At 64.1% G+C, this 22,442-nt stretch carries 13 protein-coding genes; 12 read left to right on the plus strand and 1 reads right to left on the minus strand.

Annotated elements, in window-relative coordinates:
- The first annotated feature begins 245 nt into the window (after positions 1-245).
- The 8 genes from ACFSDX_RS06975 to ACFSDX_RS07010 all read left to right on the plus strand — a co-directional run bounded on the left by ACFSDX_RS06975 (position 246) and on the right by ACFSDX_RS07010 (position 15,986).
- On the plus strand, positions 246-1,967 hold the full coding sequence (locus ACFSDX_RS06975; protein WP_382312544.1) for a GH39 family glycosyl hydrolase: 1,722 nt from the start codon (positions 246-248) through the stop codon (positions 1,965-1,967).
- 65 nt (positions 1,968-2,032) lie between these two features.
- Complete coding sequence (locus ACFSDX_RS06980) at positions 2,033-2,803, plus strand: slipin family protein (RefSeq protein WP_382312545.1); 771 nt, start codon at positions 2,033-2,035, stop codon at positions 2,801-2,803.
- Between the two features lie 232 nt (positions 2,804-3,035).
- Positions 3,036-6,194, plus strand: coding sequence for a TonB-dependent receptor (locus tag ACFSDX_RS06985; RefSeq protein ID WP_382312546.1), 3,159 nt, complete (start codon positions 3,036-3,038; stop codon positions 6,192-6,194).
- A gap of 194 nt (positions 6,195-6,388) precedes the next feature.
- Positions 6,389-7,717 (plus strand): alkaline phosphatase family protein, encoded by a 1,329-nt coding sequence (locus ACFSDX_RS06990; RefSeq protein ID WP_382312547.1) that lies wholly within the window; start codon positions 6,389-6,391, stop codon positions 7,715-7,717.
- 386 nt (positions 7,718-8,103) lie between these two features.
- Positions 8,104-9,567, plus strand: a complete 1,464-nt coding sequence (locus ACFSDX_RS06995; RefSeq protein ID WP_382312548.1) for an SDR family oxidoreductase — start codon at positions 8,104-8,106, stop codon at positions 9,565-9,567.
- A gap of 594 nt (positions 9,568-10,161) precedes the next feature.
- Positions 10,162-12,720: a TonB-dependent receptor gene (locus tag ACFSDX_RS07000; RefSeq protein WP_382312549.1), complete on the plus strand. Its 2,559-nt coding sequence runs from the start codon at positions 10,162-10,164 to the stop codon at positions 12,718-12,720.
- A 260-nt stretch (positions 12,721-12,980) separates the two neighbouring features.
- Entirely contained in the window at positions 12,981-13,823 is an 843-nt protein-coding gene (locus ACFSDX_RS07005; protein ID WP_382312550.1) for a hypothetical protein, read from the plus strand.
- A 207-nt stretch (positions 13,824-14,030) separates the two neighbouring features.
- Positions 14,031-15,986, plus strand: a complete 1,956-nt coding sequence (locus ACFSDX_RS07010) for a M28 family peptidase (protein WP_382312551.1) — start codon at positions 14,031-14,033, stop codon at positions 15,984-15,986.
- Between the two features lie 156 nt (positions 15,987-16,142).
- Here ACFSDX_RS07010 and ACFSDX_RS07015 read toward each other — a convergent pair whose 3' ends face one another.
- Positions 16,143-17,024, minus strand: a complete 882-nt coding sequence (locus tag ACFSDX_RS07015) for a transporter (RefSeq protein WP_382312553.1) — start codon at positions 17,022-17,024, stop codon at positions 16,143-16,145.
- A gap of 130 nt (positions 17,025-17,154) precedes the next feature.
- Here ACFSDX_RS07015 and ACFSDX_RS07020 point away from each other — a divergent pair, with 130 nt between their 5' ends.
- From ACFSDX_RS07020 to ACFSDX_RS07035, 4 genes are all read left to right on the plus strand, one after another.
- Positions 17,155-17,415: a hypothetical protein gene (locus ACFSDX_RS07020; RefSeq protein ID WP_382312554.1), complete on the plus strand. Its 261-nt coding sequence runs from the start codon at positions 17,155-17,157 to the stop codon at positions 17,413-17,415.
- A 44-nt stretch (positions 17,416-17,459) separates the two neighbouring features.
- A complete protein-coding gene (gene hisS / locus ACFSDX_RS07025) occupies positions 17,460-18,905 on the plus strand; it encodes a histidine--tRNA ligase (protein ID WP_382312556.1) in 1,446 nt (481 codons plus the stop codon).
- 199 nt (positions 18,906-19,104) lie between these two features.
- Positions 19,105-20,316 (plus strand): aromatic amino acid lyase, encoded by a 1,212-nt coding sequence (locus ACFSDX_RS07030; RefSeq protein ID WP_382312557.1) that lies wholly within the window; start codon positions 19,105-19,107, stop codon positions 20,314-20,316.
- A gap of 33 nt (positions 20,317-20,349) precedes the next feature.
- Positions 20,350-22,422 (plus strand): T9SS type B sorting domain-containing protein, encoded by a 2,073-nt coding sequence (locus ACFSDX_RS07035; protein ID WP_382312559.1) that lies wholly within the window; start codon positions 20,350-20,352, stop codon positions 22,420-22,422.
- Positions 22,423-22,442: the final 20 nt, after the last annotated feature.

Genomic DNA, 22,442 nt, shown 5'->3' on the forward strand with positions numbered 1-22,442 from the left:
AGGCAGCTCTTGCGCGGCCTGGGCAGCCCGCGGCTCCGCACGCCCCGGCACGGACTACAAACCTAGGCTGCGGAGTACAGCGCGCTAGTCGGCCCGCGCCGTTACCACGGCTTACTAATTCCGGACAGGGCGCAGCAATCCGCCCTGGGTTACGAAGCCCGCGCAACACTGTCCATCAACTGCCAACCCGCGCTCAGCCCTACCTTACGGCCTCCTACCCCATCGCTTCTCTTGCCCCCGTACTCATGCGTTTTCGGTTTTTTCCCGCCTCCATCCGCCGCTGGGCAGGATTTTTAAGTGGGGCCATCGCCCTAGGTACGCCTAGTCAGGCGCAGCCCACGGCCGCGGCACCGGTGCCCATCACCGTCGATTTTGCCAAGCCCCAGGGCGCCATGCAGCCGCTGTGGGCCTACTTCGGCTACGACGAGCCCAACTACACCACCATGAAGGACGGCCAGCAGCTCCTCACCGAGCTGGCCGCCCTGAGTCCGGCCCCGGTGTACGTGCGCGTCCACAACATGCTAACCACCGGCGACGGCACCGCCGCCTTTAAGTGGGGCTCGACCAACGCCTACACCGAGGACAAGAAGGGCCGGCCGGTGTACGACTGGAAAATCGTGGACCAGATTTTCGACAGCTACATCCAGCGCGGCATGAAGCCCATTGCGCAGCTGGGTTTTATGCCCGAAGCGCTGTCCTCGCACCCCACGCCCTACCGCCACCACTGGAAGCCCGGCGACAACTACAACGACATCTATACCGGCTGGGCCTACCCGCCCAAAGACTACGCGAAGTGGGGCGAGCTGGTGTACCAGTGGGTGAAGCACAGCGTGGCCCGCTACGGCGAGGCCGAGGTGAAAACCTGGCGCTGGGAGCTCTGGAACGAGCCCAACATCGGCTACTGGAAAGGCACGCCCGAGGAGTATCAGAAGCTGTTTGACTACTCGGAGGCCGCCGTGCACCGCGCCCTGCCCGCCGCCAGCCTAGGTGGCCCCGAAACCACCGGCCCCGGCTGGGACAAGGCCGCCGAGGTTTTGAAAGGCTTCCTGGAGCACTGCGTGCGCGGCACCAACTACGCCACTGGCAAAAAGGGCACGCGGCTCGACTTCGTGACCTTCCACGCCAAGGGCGCGCCCAAGCTGGTGGATGGCCACGTGCGCATGAACATGGCCACCCAAATGAAGGACATCCAGACGGGCCTCGCCATCGTGGCCTCGTTCCCGGAGCTGCGCCAACTGCCCATCATCCTGGGCGAAAACGACCCCGAGGGCTGCGCCGCCTGCGGCGTGCAAACCAACCCCGACAACGCCTACCGCAACGGCACCATGTTTTCGAGCTACACCGCCGCCGCCTACGCCCGCCTTTACACCTTGGCCGACCAAAACCAAGTGAACCTGCTGGGCGCCGTGAGCTGGTCGTTTGAGTTTGAAAACCAGCCCTGGTTTGCCGGCTTCCGCGACCTGGCCACCAACGGCGTGGACAAGCCGGTGCTGAACGTGTTTCGGATGCTGGGCATGATGGGCGGCCAGCGCGTGGCCGTGACCAACCCGCAGGCCCTGAGCGTGGCCGACATCCTCAACCAAGCCCAAAACCAGCGCCCCGACATCGGCGCCCTGGCCTCGGTGGCAGCCGATGGCCACTCGGCCGCCGTGCTGCTCTGGAACTACCACAACGACGACCTGCCCGCCCCGGCGGCCGACCTAGAAGTTGCGCTGCAAGGTTTGCCCGCCAGCCAAGCCCTGCTCCAGCACTACCGCATCGACCAGGAGCACAGCAATTCCTACACGACGTGGCAGGGCCTGGGCTCGCCGCAGTCGCCTTCGGCGGCTCAGCGCGCCACGCTGGCGCAGGCCGGGCAGCTGGCGCTGCTCACTTCGCCGGCCTGGATTAGCACGCAACAGGGCCGGGCGGTGTTGCATGTGTCGCTGCCGCGCCAGGGCGTGTCGCTGCTGCGCCTGAGCTGGTAACCGGTAGGTGTAATGATTGACCCCGCCGGGCGATATACTTCACATACTTTTTAACTCCCTAGGTCATGGCGCTTCTCGTGCTGCTTTTTATTGTTTTTCTGCTGCTGGTTAGCAGCTTGCGCATTGCGCAGGAATACCAGCGGGCCATCGTGTTTCGGCTGGGGCGCTACACCGGCACGCGCGGGCCGGGCATCTACTGGCTCATTCCGCTCATGGAGCGCCAGCAAACCATAGACATGCGCACCAAAACGGTGGAGCTGGAGCAGCAGGAAACCATCACCAAGGACAGCGTGACCATCAAGGTCAATGCCGTGCTGTGGTTTAAGGTGCTGAACCCGGCCGATGCCGTAATCAAGGTGGCCGACTACAACAAGGCGGTGTACCAGCTCTCGGTCACGGCCTTGCGCAATATCATCGGCCAAAATCAGCTCGATGAGGTGCTGCGCGAGCGCGCCCAGATAAACAACGCGCTGCTGCAAATAGTGGACACCGCCACCGAGGCCTGGGGCGTCAAAATTGAGTTGGTCGAAATCAAGGACGTGGAGATACCCGAGTCGATGCAGCGGGCGATGGCCCGCGAGGCCGAGGCCATCCGCGAGAAGCGCGCCCGCATCATCAAGGCCGAGGCCGAGCTGGAGGCCAGCCTCAAGCTCACGCAGGGCGCGCTGGAGATGGAGAAAAGCCCCATCGCCCTGGAGCTGCGCCGCATGCAGATGCTGTCCGAAATCGGTATCGACAATAACACGACTACCGTGGTGCTTATCCCATCCGAGTTCACGCAGGCCGCCAAGAGCTTTTCGCAGATGGTGAGCCAGGGCGAAAAGCCGGCCGCCTAGGTCGTTTTTCTGAACGGATTTGACAAAGAGGGAGCGCAGCCTAGCGGGGTTGCGCTCCTTTTTCTTTGATAACCTAAGGATAACCGGGCGTTAACTAGTTTTCCTGAAAAATACAATCATCCCCGAAAAGGTCAATTCATTATTTCTTAAAGGTAACGCCCTACCGTTTTAGCCGTGACAATGCCGTAATACGCCCCACCAACCTTTGCGCCCTCATTCAAACCTCATGAATATGGGCCAACGTTTTCTTCTTTTAGTCCTCTTCTGGATAACGAGTATTTATTCCGGTTTCGGCCAGTCTACCGACGCCTCCATTGCGGGGCGCGTGGTCGATGACAAGGGCGAGACGCTGCCGGGCGTGGTCGTGGTGGTACGCAACGAAGCCACCGGTTTCCAGACCTCGACCGTGACCGGCGTGGATGGGCGCTACCGGCTGCGGCAGCTGCCGCTGGGCAAGCCCTACACCGTGCGGGCCAGCTTCGTGGGCTCGGGCACACAGGTCAAAAACGAGCTCTCGCTGAACCTAGGCGACCAGCTGGCGGTGGACTTCACCCTGGGGCCCGCCAGCGTGGGCCTCGAAGAAGTGGTGGTGCGCGGCAACGCCCTCAACAGCCGCATCGACCGGCTAGGCAGCAGCACAGCCATCACGGACCAGACCATCCGGCAGATTCCGGTGCTCAACCGCAGCTTTACCAACCTGGCGGCGCTGGCCCCGACCTCCAACGGCGGCAGCCTGAGCGGGCAGCTGGCTTCTTCGACTAACTACCTCATCGACGGGGTGAGCGCCCGTAACAACCTGACCTCCGGGGCGGTGGGCAACGGGCCGTTTTCGCTGTCGCTGGAAGCCATCCGCGAGTTTGAGGTGGCCACCAACGTGTACGACGTGACCCAAGGCCGGCAGGGCGGCGGCACCATCAGCGCTGTGACCAAGTCGGGCACCAACACCTTTACGGGGTCGATTTTTGACTACTACCGGGCCGATTTTCTGGCCAGCCCCTACGATATTCGGGGCAACAAGCGCACCCAGAATTTCACGACCAATCAGTACGGTTTTAGCCTGGGCGGGCCGATTATCAAGGACAAGCTGCACTTCTTCACCGCCCTCGACCGGCAGGACCAGTCGGCGCCATTCTTCATTGCCGACATTAAGTCAGATGCCGATGCCAACGCGCTGGGCATCAGCCGGGCGGTGCTCGACTCGGTAGTCACTATCGGGCGTACCAAGTACGGCCTAGGTAGCGGCGCCCAAACCGGCGAGTTCGGCCGCAAGACGCTGGCCAACACCTTTTTTGCCCGCCTCGACTGGCAGATTAACGACCGCCACCGCCTGACGCTGCGCAACAACTACAGCGACTGGAACAACCCCAACAGCACCGACGACAACTCGGCCATCAACCTTTACGAGGTGTACGGCAACTTTAAGTCGCGCGAGAACAGCACGTTGCTTTCGCTGCGCTCGCAGCTCAGCCCCACCTTCGTGAACGAGCTGAAGGTGCAGTACCAGACCGTGAAGCGCGAGTACGATGCCAGCGACGAGCTGCCGGCGGCCAACATCCCGCGGGCCATCGTGACGGTGCGCTCGCTGCTGCCCAACGGCAAGCAGGGCAGCACGTCGGTGCAGCTGGGTGGCCAGCGCTTCACGCCCGAGCGCAACCTCGAAAACCAGGTGCAGCTCGTGAACACCAGCTACTGGACTAAGGGCCGCTACAACTTCACCTTCGGCACCGACAACACGCTGACCTACCTCGACACCTACATTTCGAGCGAGCAGAACGGGCGCTTCGTGTTCAACAGCCTCAAGGAATTTAATGACCTCAATCCCTCGCGCTACGCCCGGGAGGCGCCGCTGCAAGGTATTCCGTCGGTGCAACAGTACGTGCTCAACGCCTCACTCTTTGGGCAGATGCAGTACAACCCGCTGCCCAACGTGGAGGCCATTGTGGGCCTGCGCTGGGACCTGACCAGCTACCTCACGGCGGGCGCCTACAACCCCGTGGTGCAGGAAACCCTAGGGCTGCGCACCGACAACAACCCCACCGACTGGAACAACATTCAGCCCCGCGTGCAGCTGACCTGGGACGTGAAGGGTGAGCGCAAAAGCATCATCCGGCTGGGCGGCGGCGTGTTCTCGGCCAACCCCGTGAACTACGCGCAGGTCAACAACATCCAGAACAGCGGTACGCTGGTGGGCTCCGTGGACGTGACGCGGCCCTCGACGGGCGCCAACCCGGTGCCTAGGCCCAACTTCCCGGCCTACCGCGCCGACCCCAGCACCGCGCCCGGCCTGCTGCCCGGCGTGCCTTACGTGTCCACCATCAACTTGAACGACAAAAACTTGCAGGTGCCCAGCATCTACAAGGCCAACCTGAGTTTGAACCGCGTGGTGAGCGACTGGCTGCGGGTGGGGGCCAATTTCCTATACTCGTACACCAAAAACAACTACGTGTACCTGGACCGCAATTTAGTGGACCAGCCCTACTTCACGCTTGACAACGAGGGCGGCCGCGGCGTGTTCGTGCCGGCCAATACCATCACGACGGGCGGCATCACCAACAACGTGCTGGGCCGCAAAACGCAGGCCGTGGGCCGCACCCTGGAGTTTACCAACGGCGCCAAAGTGCAGCAGCTGACGATGGTGGCCGATGCTGAGCTACGCTACGCCAAGGACGGCTTTTTCAACGCCAGCTACACCTGGAACTCGACCCGCGACAACACCTCCTACAACGGCAATGTGGCTAATACGTCCACGTTCCGCCCCATCAAGTCGGACCCGCGCGATTTGAGCGAGCTCAATTATTCCGACAACCAGTTTCGGCACAAGGTAGTGTTTTTCGGCGCCTCGCCGAGCTACAAGGGCTTCGTGCTGAGCGGGCGCTTCACGGGCCTCGGGGGCACGCGCTACTCGCTCACTGTGGACTCGGACATCAACGGCGACTTCGTGGGTGGGCCGGGTACCGACAACGACCTGGCCTTCGTGTTTGACCCCAGCAACCCAAATACGGCTCCCGCCGTGGCTGCCTCCATGCAGAAGGTGCTCGACAACCCCGACAACCGCGCCGTGGACTACATCCGCCGCAGCCTGGGCGGTATCGCCGAACGCAACGGCGGCGTGAACCCCTTCTCGGGCACCTTCGACGTGCGCCTACAAAAGACCTTCAAAACCTACAAAAACCAGGGTTTCACGCTTAGCGCCGACGTCTTCAACCTCGCCAACCTGCTCAACAAAGGCTGGGGCGTGAACTACAACCTGGGCCAGCAAAGCCTGCTCACGGCCACCGGCTTCAACCAAGCCACCCGCCGCTACACCTACCGCGTGAACGAGAACGTGGGCACCACCAACCAGAACGGCACGCCTTACCAGATTCAGCTGGGCGCCCGGTATTCTTTCTAACTGTTGAGCGGCTGCTCTAGCATGGGCGCCTCACCCCCGACCCCTCTCCGAAAAGGAGAGGGGAGCCGACCGCAAGCCAACATTAGCGAACGCTAGAAGTCGTCAAGCTCCCCCCCTCCTTTTCGGAGAGTGGGCCGGGGGGTGAGGCGCCACGCTCGCTTACAGCCAACCAACTCCTTTCTACTCTCTTCAACATGAAATCCTTGCTCTCCACCCTAGCCCTAGCCCTTACTCTAGGTACCCCCACCCTGGCCCAGCCGGCCAAGCACGTGGTACTCATCAGCATCGACGGGTTTCGGGCTGACTTCTACCGCGAGGCCAAGTGGCCGACGCCCAACTTGCAGCGCATGGCCGCGCAGGGCACCTCGGCCGATGGCGTGCGCGGCGTGTTTCCGAGCGTGACCTACCCCTCGCACACCACCATTATTACGGGCGTGGCGCCGGCCCAGCACGGCATTTACTACAACTCGCCCTTCGAGCCCGACGGCGCCACCGGGCGCTGGTACTGGGAGGAAAGCCTGATTAAAACCCCTACCCTCTGGGACGCCGTGCGCCAGGCCGGCGGCAAAACGGCCTCCGTGTCGTGGCCCGTGACGGCGGGCGCGCCTATCGACTACAACGTGCCCGAAGTGTGGTCTTTGACCAACAAGGACCGCCTGATGCCGGTGCGCGAGCAAACCACGCCCAAGGGCTTGTTTGAGGAAATCGAGCAGAAGGCTACCGGCCCGCTCACCGCCCGCGACATGAGCAGCGACTACGTGAGCGGCGACGAAAACGGCAGCCGCATCGCCGCCTACCTCCTCCAAACCTACAAGCCCACGCTGCTGACCCTGCACGTATTCGGCGTAGACCACGCCGAGCACCAGGACGGCCGCGACGGCGAGCACGTGCGCCGCGCCCTGGCCACCGCCGACTGGGTCGTGGGCAACCTGGTAGAAGCCCTGGCCAAGGCCGGCATCGACAAGGAAACCGCCGTCATCGTGACCGGCGACCACGGCTTCGTGGACATCAACACCACCCTGGCGCCCAACGTGTGGCTGGCCCAAAATGGCCTCTACCCAGCCGAAAAAGGCAACTGGAAAGCGCAGTTTCACACCTCGGGCGCGGCGGCGTTCCTTATGCTAAAGGACCCCAAGGACAAGAAAACCGTGGCCCAGGTGCGCCAGCTGCTGGCCACCGCGCCCGCCGAGCAGCGCAAGCTGTTCCGGGTAGTGGAGCGCGCCGAACTCGACCAGATTGGGGCCGACCCGCACGCCGCGCTGGCCCTGGCGCCCGCCCTAGGCGTGTCGATGAGCGGTGCCCGCGACGGCGCCGTGGTGCGCCCCGGCAAAGGCGGCACTCACGGCTTCTTCCCCGACAACCAGCAGATTCAGACCGGCTTCGTGGGCTACGGCCCCGGTTTTGCGGCCGGCAAAGTAGTGCCCCAAATGGCGTTGCTGGACGTGGCTCCCATCGCGGCCCAGCTGCTGGGCCTACCGTTTAACCCCGGCAAGAGCACGCTGCCCGCGCAGGTGGTGCAGTAGCTCACTTAGTGTACTGTTTTCGCAAGGACTTGCTCAAAACACGTTGGTCATGCTGAGCTTGTCGAAGCATCTCTACCGCTTCCTTCAACGGTGCGGTAGAGATGCTTCGACAAGCTCAGCATGACAGAACGCGTTTTTATAGATTTTCTGAGACAGGTCAAATTCAAAAAGGCTCCGTGCACTACTGCACGGAGCCTTTTTGCTGCTCTATTGCCACCACCTAGGTCAAGTCCACGCCGCTTTATTTGGAAGCGCAAGCGCGAAGGCTAACCAGCTCATCAGGCGCGCAGAAAAGCCGAACAACTACGTCATTCCTACGTTCTTACTAGCACTACCATCCTAGGCCCGCGCGGGCGCCACCCGCTACGTATTTCCCCTCCCACCCTATGAAAATCCTGCTTACCGGGGCCACCGGCTACATTGGCCAGCGCCTGCTGCCCGCGTTGGCCGAGGCCGGCCACGAGGTGGTGTGCCTCGTGCGCGACGCCCGCCGCTTTGCCCTACCCGACACGCTGACCGAGGCTCTGCGCCCGCGGGTAAGCGTGGCCCAGGGCGACTTGCTGAAGCCCGACACGCTCACCGACCTGCCGCTGGATATCGACGTGGCCTATTACCTCGTGCACTCGATGAGCGGGGGCGGCAAGAACTTTTATGAGCTGGAGCAGCAGTCGGCGCACAACTTCACGCAGTACCTCGACCGCACGGCGGCGCGGCAGGTCATCTACCTCTCGGGCATCGCCAACGATGCGGGCCTAAGCGTGCACCTGCGCTCGCGCAGCGCCGTGGAGCACGTGCTGGACAAGGCGCAAAAAGCGCAGCTCACGGTGCTGCGGGCCAGCATTATCATCGGGTCGGGCTCGGCGTCGTTCGAGATTATCCGCGACATCGTGGAAAAGCTGCCCGTGATGGTGACGCCGCGCTGGCTCAACTCGCGCTGCCAGCCCCTAGGTATCCGCGACGTGGTGTTTTACCTCCAAGCGGTGCTCGACAACCCGGCGTGCTTCGGCGAGAGCTTCGACCTGGGCGGGCCGGATGTGCTGACCTACAAGCAGATGCTGATGGGCCTGGCCGCCGAGCGCGGCTACCGGCGCTGGATTGTCACGGTGCCGGTGCTCACGCCCCGGCTGTCGTCGTGGTGGTTGTACCTGGTCACGAGCACCTCGTTTTCGCTGGCGCAAAGCCTGGTCGAAAGCCTCAAGAACGACACCGTGGCCGACCCGGCGCGTAGCATCGAGCGCGTCATTCCGCACCAGTGCATGAGCTACCGGGCTGCGCTGGCGCTGGCCTTCCAGCGCATCGAGCAAAACGAGGTGGTGAGCAGCTGGAGCGACGCCATGAGCAGCGGCACCCTGCGCCAGAACTACATGGACGCCATTCAGATACCACGGCACGGCATGTTTTTCGATAAGCAAAAGCGCCGCTTCACCCGCCCCGTGGCCGAAGTGCTCGACAATATCTGGCGCATCGGCGGCGACCGCGGCTGGTACAAAACCGACTGGCTCTGGCGCATCCGTGGGCTCATGGACAAGCTGGTGGGGGGTGTGGGCCTGCGCCGCGGCCGCCGCTCGCCCAGCCGCCTGCGCGCCGGCGACCCGCTCGACTTCTGGCGGGTGCTGGTGGCCGACCGCACCGCCAAGCGCCTCCTCTTATATGCCGAAATGAAGCTGCCCGGCGAGGCGTGGCTCCAGTTTCGCATCGTGGACAACGCCGATGGCACGCACACCCTGGAGCAGCTGGCCGCCTACCGCCCGCAGGGCCTGCTGGGCCGGCTGTACTGGTACTCGGTGTTGCCGTTTCACGGCATCATTTTCAAAGGAATGGTGGAGAATTTGATTAGCTACGAGGAGTAGCGCAGTAACCGGACTACTTGGCTAGGTGGAAACCCCACTGCCTACCCCTTTGCTCGTGCGAAGGGGGTAGGCAGTGGGGTTTCTATTTTACTGTATATTTCTAGGCAACCTTTTTCCAACGAGCCGCATCTAGCCAGCAACCCCGGGTAGAAAGGCAAATTTTTCTTTTGCTAGTTCGTAACGTTTGGCCCTGGCCTAGGTACTCGTGGTTGAAAAAGGCTGAAAGTTCCCGCCGAGAGAACGAACCCAAAAAATATTTCAGGTTAAAAAATGTGTTTCCAGCCCACCAAAGCAGGTTTTGATAAATACTTTGAAACAGTACTATGTGAAACAAAGTACCTGTCGTAAGTTTGTTCTATCAAAAGCCTAGTACTCCTCTAAGACCTACAACCTGGCGCCACCCGGTTGTGCTTAGCCGGCCACCCTAGCAGCCGCCAATCGGGCGGCAGCCCCCTGCCGAAAGCCTTCGTCGCTGCCGGCCCCCGCTAGCCAACCCGCCCCTGGCGGGCCGGCTCCCACTCTTTTCTCGCCTGCCTTTTCAGGCACTGACGCTTTCACCCCCCGGAACCGCGGCCGGTTGGGAATGGAATCGCCATGCCCATTCCGAACGCCTTTTTCACGTCGCTTATCATGGATTACTCGCTGAAAATCAACTCGCTCGTTCTCGCCGCTAGTTTCAGCACCTGGCTCGCCCTGCCCCAGGCCGCGCAGGCCCAACCGAAGGAAGGCGTTAGCCAAACCGCGCCGCCCGCCAGCGCCGCCATCCTCAGCGGCACCGCCGTGGCGGGCGGCGCCCAGGCCGAACCCCTCGCCTTTGCCACAGTGCTGCTGCGCCGCGCCGAGGTGGCCGATACTAGCCTGGTAACCAGCAGCCAAACTTCGCTGACCGGGGCTTTTGAGCTGAGCAAAGTGCCTGCTGGCACCTACCGGCTGCGCATTCAGGCCCTCGGATACCAGGGGCTGGTGCAGGCCGTGCGGGTGGCCCCCGGCCAAACGACAGTAGTCCTGGGTACCCTGAAGCTGCGCGCCGCTACCCAGCAGCTGGCCGAAGTGAAGGTGACCGCCGAAAAGGCCGTGGTGCAGCAAGAGTTGGGCAAAACGATAATCAACGTAGAAAAAGACCTGAGCAGCGTGGGCGGCACCGCCGTGAACGTACTCGAAAACGTGCCCGCCGTGGCCGTGGATGCCAGCGGCACGGTGAGCCTGCGCGGCTCCTCGAACCTGACCATCCTCATCGACGGCAAGCCCGCCGGCACTAGCAACGGCGGCCCCGGCCCGCGCCTCGACCAGATTCCGGCCTCCCAGATTGCGCAGGTGGAGGTCATGACGAACCCCTCGGCCAAGTATGACGCTAGCGGCGCGGGCGTCATCAACATCATCACGAAGAAGAACAAGAAAGAGGGCTGGAACGGCCAAGCAGCGCTGGTAGTGGGCAACCGCGACAAGTACTCGCCGAGCCTCAGCCTGAGCCGCCACCACGGCAAAGCGACTTGGAACCTGGGCTATGATGGCCAGGACCAGCAGTACCGCAGCACCAACCGCAACGCCCAAACGGCGCTGCTGCCAGATGGCGGCGGCCTCTACACCACCCAGGAAGGCCTCGGCAACCAGCACAACCGCAACCACAGCCTAAACCTGGGCCTGAACTACGACCTGACCAAGGAGCAGACCCTGAGCCTGAGCGTGCAGCCCCACTGGGAGCACCAAACCGAAGTCACGAACAACACCCTGACCCAGCAGACGGTGGGCTCGCCCACCATCACCACGCAGGTGGGCCAGGAAATCAGCAATGTGAAAGTGCGCGTGCTGGAAACCTCGGCCGACTACCGCCACACCTGGGAAGCCCACAAGGGCCGCGAGCTGACCGGCAACGCCGGCATGGTGGACATCGACGCCACCATTCCGGTGAGCCAGCTGCTGACGGGCGGCACCGCGCCGGCCGGCTTCAAGCAGCAGCAGGAGGTGAAAGCTCAGATTTATTTCGGGCAGCTCGACTACACGCTGCCCAGCGCCGACAACAAAAGCAAGCTCGAAACCGGCGTGCGGATGCAAGCCCTGCGCAACACCGGCAGCACGGCCCTCTTCACACCCACCGCTAACCCCGAGGACGAGTTTGTGCGCGACAACAACCGCTCGTTCGACTACAGCTTTACGCAGCTGATGCCCGCGGCCTACGCCACCTACCAGCGCACCTTAGCCCACGGCTGGAGCGCCCAGGGCGGCTTGCGCAGCGAGGCTACCTTCCTGAACGGCGGCGTAGGCGACGGCCGGGCCAACGTCAACCGCAACTACGTGAGCCTGTTTCCGAGCGCCACGGTGGCCCGCGAACTGGGCAAGGAGCCGGGCCAAAACCGCCTCCAGTTCAGCTACGCCCGCCGCCTGAATCGGCCCGACTTCATGCAGCAGCTGCCCATCCAGCTCTACCAAGACCCGCGCAACTACCGCCAGGGCAACCCCAACCTGCTCCCCGAGTTCAGCCACAACCTGGAGCTGGGCCACCAGCTCAACCTGGCCAATGGCGCCAACATCACGACCACCGTCTTTGCGCGCTTCACGCAGAGCGCCATCCAGCGCATCCGCACCATCGACACCCTGGCCACCCGCATCAGCAACGTGGGCGTGGTAACCCAGGAGACCTTCCAGAACCTGGGCAACACCACCAACCTAGGCCTCGAAATGACCTGGGCCCAGCCCCTGGCTAAGTGGTGGCGCGTGTCGGCCAGCGGCTCGCTCTACCGCTCCGAAATTGCCGCCAACGCCCTGAATACCGCCAACCGCGCCGCCCTCGCCGGCACCGCCCGCCTGGCCAACAACTTCACGCCCCGCAAGGGCCTCGACGTGCAGCTCACCGGCAACATCCGCTCCACGGTGCTCACGGCCCAGGGCCGGCAGCTGCCCACCGGCGGCCTCGACCTGGCCCTGCGCCAGCGCATGTTTGGCGACCGCGCCGCCCTCACGCTCCGCGTCTCCGACCTGCTCAACACCCAAGTACGCCGCACCGAGCTGGCCACCCCCGAGCTTCAAACCAGCCTCTACAGCAAGTACGAGACCCGCGTGGGCTGGCTGGGCTTCACCTGGTACATCGGCGCCACCAAGGCCAAGGCCGGCCGCATCGACGCGGCCCCCAACGGCGGCGGCGGGTTCGGGGGCTAGCCAACCTTCCTCTCTCAAGTAGGGCATACCGGGCCCGCCAAGGCGGCTCGGGTGAATTATCCGGTTCATGGCGCGAGCGAGTCGCGGCAGCGGGTTTGGTATGACCTATTTGAACCGAATGTGACCGCAATTTTACGCTCACAAGATGTTATTTATCAACACACTAGGTTAACAATCCCTCAATGTCTGGCGCCTTGCTTTGCACCGGGTTAGCCACAGTTGATTTCTCCCTTTTCTCCCTCATTTTTTCTTTCTGAGTCATGAACGCTTCTTCGATTTTGCTTGCTGCCGCCCTCTTCCTCCCAACCCTCCGCGCCACGGCCCAAACCCTGGTAGCCGTGCCCGACGAGCAGGAGCTCACGGGCGTTTACGCCGCCCCCACCGCCCCCGCCCAGCCCGCCGCCGCCCGCCTGCTGTACTTCGGCGTGGTGAACTCGCCCGATGCGCAGCACGAGCAGTACGCCCAGCTGCGCCGGGTGTTTGAAACGTACCAACCCACGCTGGTGGTGGTCGAAAAACCCGACCTAGGCACCGCCGGCACCGCGGCCGCCACCATCGAGCAAAAAGGCGCCGCCGGCTACGCCCGCCTGCTGGCCCAGCAGCAGCAGGTGCCCACCGAACGCCTCGACGACCCCACCGCCGAGTACAACTACCTGCGTACCAAGGTCGATGCTGAGCAGCTCAAGCTCTACTACCTGCTGCGCGCCTCACATGGCTTCAAGCAGCGCACAGGCGCCTCAAAAGCCCTGACCGTGAAGGCCATGAAACAGCTCATCGAGCAAAGCGCCTACTTCGTGCCCGGCACCGAGCACGTCATCCGCAACGTGGCCGAGCTGTCCGCCGCCTTCCATAAATACTGCCCCGATGGCGGCCAGTGGTGGGAAGCCCACAGCGCTTATTTCTGCCCCCAGGCTGCCGTGGGCCTCTACCCCGCTGGCTCCTTCGCGCACACCCTAGGCAGCGCCATCGAGGACTACCGCGCGCAGTACGTGTATGGCAAGCTGGCTGCCCGCGCCGAAGCTGGCGAGCGCATCTTGGTGGTAATGAGCTGCGACCAGCTGCCCGCCGCCCCGGCCGCCGCCGGCGAGGTAGCCGTGAAGTAACTGCCCCTAGGGTAGCCTGCACTCTTCTTTTTTCGTCATGCTCCCCGGGCGTTCGCCTGGGGAGCATGACGTTTTTTATTGTCAATACTGGCCCTTTTCCGGCACCCACGCGCCTACGCACACAAGGACATGCAGTTTCGGCAAGCCTGGGTAGCGCCCTCGCCGTGGTTCCCGCTTTACTTTGCTTTCCCCTATTTTTCCCGCTGTATGTCCAAACCCCTTCTCCTGGCTACTGCCCTGCTGCTGGCGGGCGCCGCGGTAGCCCAGCCGACCGTGCCCGGCGCCCCGGCCGGCGCCAAAGTAAAAACCAAAATCAAGCGCGGCCAAACCAATGCGGCTACTGGCACCGCGACCACCACCGCGGCCACCGACTGGTCGGTGCCCTACGCGGCCAGCATCACGCCCGACGGGCTCAGGGCCGACTTGTCGGTGCTGGCCTCGGACGAGTACGAGGGCCGCGCCACCGGCCAGAAAGGCCAGAAAATGGCCGCCGACTACCTTGTCAAAGCCTTTGCGAGCTACGGGTTAGCCGGCCCGGTACCGGGCTCCGACAGTCCTTACCTCCAGCACTTTGACCTGAACCGCGCCGACCCGGCCGCGTCGATAAAGATTGGGGAGCAGACATTTGTAGTCAATAAGGATTACTACCTGCTACTGCGCGATGCCGCCGCGCTAGCCGCCCCGATGCAGCCCGCTTTCGTGGGCTACGGCATCAGCACCGCCAGCTACGCCGACTTCACGGCCGCTACCCCCAGTCTAAAAGGCAAAGACTTGGTGATGCTACTCGGCGAGCCGTTGACCAAGGCGGGCCAGCCGCTGCTGGGTAAAGCCGGTCAGGCCAGCCCCTACGGCGGCCCCGGCTTCACGGAAATGGAGGCGCGCTCGCCAGCCATTTTCGCCACGAAGCCCCGCAGCACCATTCGCATTGCGCCGAGCGCGGCGGCGTTTGCTCGGGTGCCCCAGGAGTACCAGCACTTGCTTGACCACCACGAGCACATCGCTTTTCCCGATGAGCCCGCGCCGGCTAGTTCGGGCCCCAACGTGTTTATCGTCTCGCCCGAAATGGGCGCCGCACTGCTCGGCACTACCCCCGCCGGCCTGGCCACGTACCGGCAGGCGGTGGCCAAAGCCGGCCGACCCATTGCGTCGCCCTTCCGGCCGGTAGCCATGCAGGCAGTGGCAAAAAAAGAGTTGTTCACTACCGAAAACGTGCTGGGCTATCTCGAAGGCAGCGATAAAAAGGAGGAGGTAGTGGTGGTGTCGGCGCACTACGACCACGTGGGCGTGCAAAACGGCGTAGTGTTCAACGGGGCCGACGACGATGGCTCGGGCACGGTAAGCGTGCTGGCCATGGCACGGGCCTTTGCCCAAGCCAAGAAAGACGGCCACGGGCCGCGCCGCAGCATCCTGTTTCTGGCCAACGTGGGTGAGGAAATCGGCCTGCTAGGCTCGAAGTATTATACCGACCACCCGGTTTTTCCGCTTGCCAATACGGTCACCGACCTCAACATCGATATGGTGGGCCGCGTGGACAGCCTGCACCAGGGCCGGGGCGACTACCTCTACCTAGTAGGCGACGACCGCCTCTCGACGGAACTGCACACGCTGAGCGAGGCCACCAACCAGCAGTACAACCCCGTGGCGCTCGACTATAAGTACAATGCCCCCGACGACCCGCAGCACCTCTACGTGCGCTCCGACCACTACAACTTTGCCAAGCGCGGCGTACCGGTCATTTTCTACACCAGCGGCCTGCACCCCGACTACCACCAGCCCACCGACGACGTGGCCCTGATTGATTTCCCGGCCATGGCCCGGCGCGACCAGCTCATCTTCCACACCGCCTGGGCCGTGGCCAACCGCGACCAGCGCATCCTGGTCGATGAGAAATACCGCGCCACCGGCTTCGTGCCCGCCGCCGCTGACCTCGACCGCTACGCTGGCACCTACGCCAGCGCGCAGATTCCGCTCCAAATCACGTTTGCTAAGGAGGGCAATACGCTGAAGGCGCAGGCCACCGGCCAGCCCGCCTTTCCGCTCGAGCCCGTGAGCCAGGGCGTGTTCAAGTTCGACCAGGCCGGCATTCAGGTTGAGTTCGACCCAGCCAAGCCCACGTTCACGCTCAAGCAGAGCGGCGGCACCTTCGTGTTTACAAAAGGGTAAGTAGCGCGGACTTTCAGTCCGCGAGTGATAATAAAGTGCCGCGTGGCGGTGCCAGAAAACATTCAACTGTTCTGGCACCGCTACGCGGCACTTTGCGTATCCAAGTTGTTGGTTTGCAAGTAATACACGTTGCCACTTGCGGACTGAAAGTCCGCGCTACCGCCGAAAGCTGATACCTAGGAAATACTCCCTATCGACGGAGTGCGTGAGGGGCAGGTGGGTGCCAAAATCCAGCTGCACGTTGTCGCTGATATCAATTTGCGGCCCTAGGTTCACGGAGCTGCGCCAGGTGGCTTGGCGCGTGTCCCAGTAGCCCACCAGCTCCACGAAGGCCTGCACGAACTTGCTGAACTGGTAGTCGGTGGTGAAGGTGGGCGTGAGTTGGTAGAAATGCTGGCTGGCCTCGGGGTCGTAGAAGAAGTTGCTGGCTACCTGGCCGCCCACGCTCCAGGTTTTGGTGACCTGAAACACGCCGGTGAGGGTGAGGCCGGGCTCGTAGCCGCCATCGCCCACGGCGCCGCCGGTGGGCAGCTGCACGTAGCCCACCAGCCCGAGGGCGCCGCGGCTGTCGTCGTCGCCCACCAGGGTGTGCTTGAGGCGCAGCGTGATGTCGCCCACGCCCCGGTGCAGCTGGTTTTGGTTGAACGGGTCCTGGCCCACCTGGCTGTCGTCGAAGTTGTGCGAATACGTGTACGTGTCCAGCGCCACCTGAAAATCGGTGCGGTCGGTGAGGCCGATTTTAGCTAAAAAGTGGTTCACGTACCAATCGTGGCCGTGCGCGGGCCCCTCGCGCCGCGTGAGCAGGCGCAGCACGTCGGTTTCGTATTGAAAGTGGCCCGCATCTACCGAATACGGGCTTTCGGTGATGCCGGGGCGGTCGGGTACCAGGGGGCGCATGTACTGGCGCGGCGTGGGGCGAAAGAGGTTATACTTGGTTTTATCGACCTTGATGGTGTCGTTGAGCAGCTTACCAGACTGGGCGGCCGCCGGGCCCGCCAGCGCCAGGGCCAGCAGCAGAGCCGAGTAAAAAGAGCGCATAGAGCAGAAAAAAACGAGACAGTGCCCCGCATACGCAGCCCGTGCGCCCGTGGCCGGGCGCCCCGCCGCCGCCCCCGTGCTTATCCTAATGGCCGGCCACCCGTATAAGGCAGCTATTCATCAGTTGTTCATGCGCCGCCCACCCCTCACCCCCACCCTCCTTGCCACGGGCCTGCTAGCAATTTTGCTCACGGCCTGCGGCAAAAAGCCCGACGGCACCCCCTACGGCGTAGACCCCGCCCGGCTGCCCGAAGGCCGCCGCAAAGTGCAAACCACAACGAGCATTTACAAGCAGGACGTGCCCAAAGGGGCCGAAATGAACGCGGTTACCAGCGGGGCCAGGGTGGGCCAGCCCGCCGCCGCGCCGCTGCCGGGCGCACCTGCCCGCTAGCCCCGCAGCGGGTAGTGGGCCCCAAAACCTACCTTTGCGCCGTAATGGAAAAACCCAGCATCCCGCAAGGCACCCGCGATTTTGGCCCGGCCCAAGTGGCGCGCCGCCAGTATATTTTTAATGTTATCCGGCGGACGTTCGAGACCTTTGGCTACGCGCCGCTCGAAACGCCGACCCTCGAAAACCTCTCGGTGCTCACCGGCAAATACGGCGACGAGGGCGACCAGCTCTTGTTTAAAGTCCTGAACTCGGGCAACTTCCTGGTAAAAGAGCGCCGCGGCGAAATCACGCCGCTCGTGACGGCCGAAGACCTGGACGCTGGCCCTAGGGCTGTGCTGCCCAAGATTGCCGAGAAGGGCCTGCGCTACGACCTCACCGTGCCCTTTGCCCGCTACGTGGCCATGAATAGGGGTAAATTAATCTTTCCTTTTCGCCGCTATCAGATGCAGCCGGTATGGCGCGCTGACAAGCCGCAGCGCGGCCGCTACCGCGAGTTTTACCAGTGTGACGCCGACGTGGTGGGCACCGACTCGCTGCTCTGCGAAGCCGAAATAGTACTGATGATGGCGCAGGTGCTCAACGGGTTGGGGCTCGATGACTTTACCATTAAAATCAACCACCGTGGGGTGCTGCGCAACATTTACCAAGCCCTAGGTGGCGAGGGCACCGAAACCGACCTGTTCGTGGCCATCGACAAGCTCGACAAAATCGGGCGCGATGGCGTGAGCAAAGAGCTGCTGGAGAAGGGCTTCGCGGCGCCCACCATCGACACGCTGTTTGAGCTGCTGGGCGTGGCCGGCAGCTACCCCGAAAAGCTCTCGCGCCTGCTGGCCGGCTTCGCCACGGCCGGCGTGGAGCCCGACGGCCTGCGCCCCGCCCCCGACAGCGAGGACGACGAAACGGCCTTCTACAAAGGCCTGAACGAGCTGGCCGAGGTGCGCGACATTTTGCAGGCCTCGGGCTTTGCGCAGTTCGATAGGCTGGAATTTGACCCCACCCTGGCCCGCGGGCTGAGCTACTACACGGGCTGCATCTTCGAGGTTAAAATCAACAACGTGCAGATGGGCAGCGTGAGCGGCGGCGGGCGCTACGACAACCTCACCGGCTCGTTTGGCCTGCCCGGCGTGTCGGGCGTGGGCTTCTCGTTTGGCGTCGACCGCCTCTACGACTGCCTCGAAAGCCTCGACCTCTTCACCGAAACCGGCGAAACGCCCACCCGGGTGCTGCTCACGCATTTCGACCTGGCCAGCGGCCGGGCCGCTCTGCCGCTGCTAGCCGAGCTGCGCGCGGCGGGCATTCCGGCCGAGCTTTACCCCGATGCCAGCAAGCTGCAAAAGCAGTTTAAGTACGCCGATGCCAAAGGTATTCCGCTGGTCGTCATCCTAGGTCCGGAGGAGCTGGCGGCGGGCGTGGCCAAGATTAAAATCCTGAAAACCGGCGAGGAGCGGACCCTGCCGCTGGGCGAAATAGTGGGGGCGCTGACGGTGTAGCCAACGGGCAGCGTTAAAGATTAAAAACTAACTAGTTATACTCGTCACGAAGTAGTAGGGTGCGGGGCTTGCCCCCGCCCGGCGTTGCTGAGAATTACGTAATTCTCAACAACGCCGGGCGGGGGCAAGCCCCGCACCCTACTCGAATCTTTACAAGCCAATTTGTGACCGGCATACCTCTCAACTCCTTCTGGTTTTTATGCCCCACCTCTCTCCCCACGAGCCACTTACGCTTGCCGAATTAGCGTCTTTGCTGCGCAGCAAGGAGGCCGTGCGCCTCTCGCCCACGGCCGAGCAGTACCTAGGCGCTCAGCCGACACCGAGGGCTTCGGCGGCCGAAGAAGCGCCTGCTACCAAAGACCTAGGCGCATCGCAGGAGGCCGCCAGTTTGCTGACAGCCCTGGCGGTGGGCACCGGTCCTGAGCTGCCCGCGGCGCTGGTGCGGCGGCTACTGCTGCTGGCGGCCTACCGCCTCGGCCGCACCGACGCCACCGCAGGCCCCGTAGTGCGGCGCCTGCTCGATTTCTACAGCCGCGAGGTGTGGCCGCTCGTTTACGAGCAGGGCTCATTGGGCGCCGGCCACGACCAGGTGCCGCTGGCGCACCTGGCCTTGCCGCTGCTGGGCCTGGGCGAGGTCAACTACCAGGGCTACCGCTTGGCCACCGCCGATGTGCTGGAGCTTTTTGGCTGGGCGCCGCCGCTGGTGTCACCCGCACTGGCCCTAGGCCTACTCAGCGGCAGCGACTTCACCCTGGCCTACGCCACTGAGGCGCTGGAGCGCGCCGAGCACCTACTGCGGGCGGCGGCGGTCATTGGGGTGGCTCCCACCGCCGACTTAGCCGTGAGCCTAGCCGACGTGCGGCCGGTATTGGAGGCGGCGTGCAACGCGCCCGGCGAGCCAGCGCCTACCTCTGCGGAGCTGCTAACATCTCCGAGCACCTCTGCTTCGGACCTGGATAACGCCCTCAACCACCTGGCGCACACGGCGGCACAGGCGGGCACCCAATCGGCGCAGCGCCTGGCGGGGCTGGTGGCGCAGCCGGGTCACTTGGCGGCCGAGCCAGCGCAGCAGCTGGGCTTCTTGGCCCTACCTAGGGCCGCGGCCAGCTTGGTACACTTGCTGAACGCCGGCAGCTCGCCCCTGATTTTGAGCGGCGCGGCCGCCGCCCTGGGCGCCCGCCGCACCGTTGAGCTAACCGAGCAGCTGCTGGGCTTGGAGTTGCTGGCCGCCGCGCAGGCGCTCGACCTGCGCGCGCCCGCCGCACCCGACCTAGGGCCCGCGCCTGCCGCCGCTTTGGCGCGGGCGGTGGCGGCCTTCCGCGAACACGTTACCTTCGCGGCGCACGACCGGGTGCTGGCCCCCGACCTGCACCGGGCCGCGCGCTTTGTGCGCGAGTATGCCTGGGCATAAGAATGGGCTTGCCTGCGCGTTGTGCTGCTGGTTATGAAAAAACTCTCCGCTCCTTCGGCGCTGCCGCGCTTGGGCCTGCTGCTGCTGCTGTGGCTGGCGGCCCTGGCCGCGCGCAGCCAAAACGCCTGCCCCACCCCGCCCCCGGCCGCCTGCCCCGAGCCCTTTCGGGTGGTGGATGCGGGCACCGGCCAGGAGGTGCGCACCCTCACCGTGGGCTGCCCGGTGCGCTTTGTGCAAGCAGCCTGCCGCCCGGCCACCCTGCCCACGCTGCTTTATTACCAGGTGGTGCAGGGCACCAACGCCATTCCGCCTAACTGCCTGCCCACTACCACGGCGGGCGCGACGACCTACACCCCCACTGCCGCCGACGTGGGGCCGGTAACGGTCTTCGAGCTTTCGAACCCCGACCCTAGCTCGGGCGCGGGCGGGGCGGGCGTGGCCTACATCCGCAATTACCAGGTGGTGGCGCCTACGCCGCCGGCCTTCACGGTGGCCCCCTGCGCGGGCAATACGGCGCTGCTCACGCTCACCAACTCGGGCTACTCGCAGTACACCGTGCAGGTAAATGGCGGCGCCCCGCAGCTGCTGACTTCCCAGCCGGTAAACATCGCGCCGGGCGTAGCCAATACGTTTGTAGTCACGGGCAGCATCGCGGGCAGCTCGTGCCTGCAAAGCACTACCCAAACCCTGACGCTGCCCGTGGCCCAGGCGCCGATGCTGGCGCGCCTCACGCGCCTTGGCACGGCGGCCAGCGGCGGCCCCGCGCAGTTCGACCTGGCCCAGGTGCCGGCGGGCTTCACCTACACGCTGCAAGCCCAGACCACCGGCCAGCCCTACCAAACCGTGCCGGGCACCCCAGCCAGCGGGGGCACCAATACCGCTACCCTCACCCTGGGCCAGGTGCCGCCGGGCCGCTACCGCATCGCGCGCACCGATGCCTGCGGCAATACTGCTTTCTCCAACGAAGTGCCGACCCTAGGCCTCAGCGGCACGGCCGACAACGGGCGCAACGTCCTCACCTTCGACCTGTACGGCGGGGCCGCCGTGGCGAGCTACTCGCTCGCCCGCAGCGATGGCGCGGTGATTACCCTCGGCGGCTCAGTTTCAACTTACGTGGATGCCAGCGTGCAGTGCGGCCGCGCCTATGATTACCGCCTCACGGCCACGCTCGTAGGCAGCGGCATCATTGGCACCCGCCAAACCGTGTCGAACACGCTGAGCCTCACCGCTCAATCGACGACGCCGCCGCCCGCCCCGCTGGTGGTGGCGTCGTTCGACCTGCGCAACCGGGTGGTGGTAACGGCCTCGCCCGGCGCGGGCGCCGCAACGTTTGGAGCAGGCGGCCAGGTAATTATCAGCCGGCAGGCGAGCGGCGCAGCGCCGGTAGCCTACGCGCCGCTGCGCACCGGGAGCGCAGCAGTACCCAGGCTGGTACTGCGCGATTCGACCGCCCTAGGTACGCTGCTGGCCGCGCCGCCCTGCTACGCAGCCACCCTGCGCGATACCTGCGGCAATGTCTCCAGCGTAAGCCCATCCTCGTGCCCCGCGCTGCTGACGGTAGAGGCCGCCGACCCCGAAGGACAGTCGGCCCAGCTGCGCTGGTCGGCGTTCCAGGGACCGGGCGGGCCGGCGGCCGGGGCCACTTATCAGGTGCTTACCCTAGGTGCCGATGGCGCGGTGCTGGCCATTAGCGCGCCCCTCACTGGCCTCACTTACCTCGACCCAGCCCCGCCCCTCGACCGCCAGATTGTGCGCTACCGCGTGCTGGCCAGCGGCGCGGGCCTGCCCACGGGCACTGTTAGCTATTCCAACGTGGGCACTCTCACGCGCCGCCCGCGGCTGGTGCTGCCCACGGCCTTCACGCCCAACGGCGACGGCCTCAACGATGTATTGGAGCTCAAGGGCAGATATTTGCAAAGCTTTACCTTTATCGTCGTCGACCGCAACGGGCAGGAAGTATTCCGCACCACCGACCGCGCCCAAACCTGGGATGGCTCCATAAACGGCCGCCCCCCAGTGAACGCGGCCTACGTGTGGCGCCTCGACCTACGGGGCGAAGACGGCCAGCCGTTGCGCCAAACTGGCACCATTACCATTCTTAAATAATCCTCCTTCAAACCAACCCT

The organism is Hymenobacter bucti, assembly GCF_042681145.1.
GTDB classification, from domain to species: Bacteria; Bacteroidota; Bacteroidia; order Cytophagales; family Hymenobacteraceae; genus Hymenobacter; species Hymenobacter bucti.